Below are 3,908 nucleotides of genomic sequence, written 5' to 3' on the forward strand. Positions count from 1 at the left end.
TTAGACGACCCCGCAATATTTACTTCTTATTTTCAATTTCTCTAATGTTCCCTCTTTTTCAATTCTTCTTTCTTTTAGACCTGCCGGCGCAGGCAGGCGAGCCCGCAATTATTTAGTAAATTGACCGCAAATTTTAAACCTCCAAATATTTTCTAACGGCAATCAAACTGGAAATCATTCCCAAGCCCAGTCCGGTTGCTGCTTGAATTAAAATAATGGTCCAAAAATTATTAACAAAAAAAGCGAAAATATCAAGACCGGCAAAAAGGCCTTCAATTTTGGGACTTAAAAAATAACAAATTGCCAAAGTAATTAAAAAGGCGATTAGAAAAGAAAAAATTCCGGAAATGAAACCCTGAACCAAAAAGGGTCCGCGAATAAACCAGTTGGAAGCGCCGACCAATCTCATTATGCCGATTTCTTCTTTTTGGCTGTAAATGGCTAATTTTATGGTATTGAAAGCGACTAAAATGCCGACAAGGCCTAAAATTAAAATTAAAATTATTCCGAAGTGATAAATGTCCGCGGTAAGGGCAAAAATCCTTTCAATCATTGCTTTTCTTTGAAAATAATCGGTTTCAAGAATTAAATCCCGATAAGGACTTTTTTTTAAAAAATCTTCAATGATTTCAAATTGTCCGGCCGCAAACACTTTAATGTCCAAATGAGCTAAAAAGGGATTGCCTATTTCTTCCAAAGAAGCCATTAAAATTGGGTCATCTTTATATTTTTCTCTAAATCTTCTTTCGGCCTCTTCTCTGGAAATATAGTTAACGCTCTTTACTTGGGGAAGATTAACCAGTTCCTCTTTAAGCTTTAAAATTTCATTTTCCAAAACCCCTTCCTTGAAATAAACGGAAACATCAATTTTTTCCTGAATTTGAGCGATTAAAAATTCGGCTGATTTTTGAAAAATAAAAAGTCCTGTTATTAAAACAATAATAATAACTAAAATAAAAATGGTGGCTATGGAAAGAGTGCTGTTTCGCTGAAAACCTATCCAAGATGAATGAAATAGCTTTTTAAATAGAATAAACATATTGGATAATTACAAAATAAATTTTCCTTTTTCTTCGTCACGAATGACTTTTCCCTCTTCCAAAGTAATGACCCTTTTTCCTAAAATATCAATTATCTCTTTATCATGGGTGGCTAAAACCACGGTTGTACCCATTTCATTGATTTTCAATAAAAAGCGAATAATATCCAGGGTATGATAGGGGTCAAGGTTGCCTGTTGGTTCATCGGCTAAAATGACTGAAGGTCGGTGAATTAAAGCCCGGGCCAGAGCCACTCTTTGTTTTTCACCACTTGAAAGCTCGGCTGGAAAATTTTTAGCCCGGTCGGCAAGTCCAACAATTTCCAAAACTTTGGGAACATTTTTTTTAATAATTTCGTCCGAAGCTCCGGTTGTTTCCAGGGCATAGGCGATATTTTCATAGGCGGTCTTGGAGGGCAATAATTTATAGTCTTGAAAAACCACTCCGATTTCCCGGCGCAGATAAGGAAGATGGGATTTTTTTATTTTGTGAACATCCTTATTTTTAAAAAAAACCTTGCCTTTTGTCGGTTTTTCTTCAGCCAAAAGTAATTTAAAAATAGTGGTTTTACCCACTCCCGACCTGCCAACAATAGAAACGAATTCTTTTTCTTTAATCTCAAAAGAAATATTGTCTAAGGATATTATTTGGAGGGAATAACTTTTGGTTATATTTTGAAATTTAATCATATCCTATTTCGGCTTTGATAAATTCATCTATATCCCCGTCCAAAACCTTTTCAACTAATGAGGTTTCCATATTGGTTCTTAGGTCTTTAACTAATTTATAGGGATGCAAAACATAAGAACGAATTTGGTTTCCCCAGCTGGCCGAAGGAATTTCACTTTTGATTTTTTTTAATTCTTTTTCCCTTTCTCTTTCTTTTAGAGCCTGGAGTTTGGCGATTAAAATTTTCATTGCCTCTTCCCGATTTTTGCCCTGCCATCTTTCGCTTTGACAGGAAGCAGAAATATTGGTTGGCAAATAAATAATTCTGACGGCTGTTTCTCGCTTTTGAACATTTTGACCGCCGGGGCCCGAAGACCGAAAAGTTTCCAATTTTAAATCCTCGGGCCTGATTTTTATCTCCTCTGTTTTTGGAATTTCAGGTAAAACCTCAACCAGAGCAAAAGAAGTATGGCGAAGAGATTGGGAAGAAAAAGGAGAAATTCTAACCAATCGGTGAACTCCGCTTTCTTTTTTTAAAAAACCGAAAGCGTAATTTCCCTCAATCTTTAAAACAACCGATTTTACGCCAATTCTGCCTTCCGGTCCGCCCGCCTCGCCAAAGGACTGGTCTAAAATCTTGGTTTTAAATCCTTTTCTTCGGCTGAATCTTTCATACATTCTTAACAACATTGCTGCCCAGTCCTGGCTATCCTTACCTCCGGCTCCGGCCAAGATTAATAAAATAGCGCTATTCTTATCGTATTTTCCCGAAAGAAAAATTTTAAATTCTTTTTCTTTTAATTTATCCTCAAATTCGGCAACCTCTTTCTCTATTCCCTCTTCTTTAATTAATTCTTTCAGGACATTTAGCTCTTTTTTTAATTCTTCAAATTCATTTATTTTTTCTTTTAAATCAACCGATTCTTGACTGATTTTTCTGGCTTTTTCTTTATCTTCCCAAAAATTGGGTTTTTTAATTTCTTCTTCAAGTTCTCTTATTTTTTCTTTATTCTTTTCAACCTCAAAGACAGTGCTCAATCTTGAGAATTCTTTTTTCTAATTCTTCAATTGTTTCCGTTAAGTTTTTCATAATATAAAATAATACCACAAAATTATTGAAATAAAAAGAGCTGATGGGCAGAATTGAACTGCCATCAGCTCCGCCCCTTAAACAAAGCCCTCTGCCAGAATCGAACTGGCGTCAATGGTTTACGAAACCATTGCTCTACCATTAAGCTAAGAGGGCATAAAAGGCAGGGCTGCTTTACCAGCCAATCTACTCTGGCATAATTATGGCCATCTTTGGCTCTTTTACTTACGGCCCGAATCCTTTCCAGCTTTCCATCTCTCAATATAAGACTGATCTACGTTGGCAAAAACTATGGTCTCATTGTCCAAACACTTTCTTCGCCTCTTTAAATTTATCTTCCAGGCCAATAACAGCGCCCTCTTTCATAATATCAAGCATTTCTATATTTATTAATTTATCGGCCCTATCTCCTTTAATATATGTTGAACCGATAATTAGATACTGGAATTCTTTTTTTGCGGTTCTTTCACCTTAACCATTAAATCAACTCTTTCCCATACCTCTGAAGCATTGTCTTTCATCTCAGCTCCTGCGCTGTGATATTCCTCATTGGAAATTTGAGAACGCGTACCTGCTCCCATTTGAACAAGAATCTCATGTCCCATGGCCGTTAATTCCTTAACGGATTGGGGCGTTAAACCAACTCTTGTTTCTGTATTATCTTTAATTTCACGAACCGTACCTATTTTCATGTTATTTTTATTAAATAATTAATAATTTATTAAGAAGCGAGAATTAAACGTTTTCAAACATTTTAATAAATTGAAAATTTATTAAAAGGTGATATGAATCTCTGATTCATAGAACTTTCTCTATCATTTTACCAAATTTAATCCACAATTCAAAGAAATGGAATTTGACCTGACGAATTGCCCACCGCCAGCTGTCGCTTTGCGGCAGCTGGCGGTGGGTCAGTGGAGATTTTGCTTTTTGGATTTGTGTATCTGGTTTGGTAGGGTAATTTCAAAAGCATGCCCCGTAGGGTCGCGAAGCGACTCCTTTGGGGCTTGATTAAGTTTTAATTCAGAAACCAAAAATAAAAACCCTGAAATGGGTTTTTATTTTTTGCTCCCTGTTCTTCTCGCCCTCAAACTTTTTCCATAATTTTG

General features: G+C 36.0%; 3 protein-coding genes, 1 tRNA gene and 2 pseudogenes. All 6 read right to left on the bottom strand.

Annotation, left to right across the window (positions count from 1 at the left end; genetic code table 11):
* Window positions 1-133: 133 nt before the first annotated feature.
* Window positions 134-1,039: a permease-like cell division protein FtsX gene (locus KY055_01775; GenBank protein ID MBZ1345347.1), complete on the bottom strand. Its 906-nt coding sequence runs from the start codon at window positions 1,037-1,039 to the stop codon at window positions 134-136.
* 9 nt (window positions 1,040-1,048) lie between these two features.
* The gene (gene ftsE, locus KY055_01780) at window positions 1,049-1,729 is read right to left on the bottom strand and encodes a cell division ATP-binding protein FtsE (GenBank protein ID MBZ1345348.1); all 681 of its coding nucleotides are present in this window, start codon (window positions 1,727-1,729) and stop codon (window positions 1,049-1,051) included.
* Window positions 1,722-2,777, bottom strand: a pseudogene (gene prfB / locus KY055_01785) (peptide chain release factor 2). The gene ftsE and the pseudogene prfB overlap by 8 nt, the downstream one beginning before the upstream one ends.
* 107 nt (window positions 2,778-2,884) lie before the next feature.
* A tRNA-Thr gene (locus tag KY055_01790) sits at window positions 2,885-2,955 on the bottom strand.
* A gap of 141 nt (window positions 2,956-3,096) precedes the next feature.
* Complete coding sequence (locus KY055_01795) at window positions 3,097-3,234, bottom strand: hypothetical protein (GenBank protein ID MBZ1345349.1); 138 nt, start codon at window positions 3,232-3,234, stop codon at window positions 3,097-3,099.
* A 6-nt stretch (window positions 3,235-3,240) separates the two neighbouring features.
* Window positions 3,241-3,491: pseudogene (locus KY055_01800) on the bottom strand (alanine dehydrogenase).
* Window positions 3,492-3,908: the final 417 nt, after the last annotated feature.

The organism is Candidatus Nealsonbacteria bacterium (assembly GCA_019923625.1).
Taxonomy (GTDB): domain Bacteria; phylum Patescibacteriota; class Minisyncoccia; order Minisyncoccales; family RBG-13-42-11; genus JAHXGN01.

What these genes read in the sequence shown, in the direction of transcription:
- KY055_01775 (MBZ1345347.1), bottom strand. Translation starts at nt 1,039, where the DNA reads ATGTTTATTCTATTTAAAAAGCTATTTCATTCATCTTGGATAGGTTTT.
- ftsE (MBZ1345348.1), bottom strand. Translation starts at nt 1,729, where the DNA reads ATGATTAAATTTCAAAATATAACCAAAAGTTATTCCCTCCAAATAATA.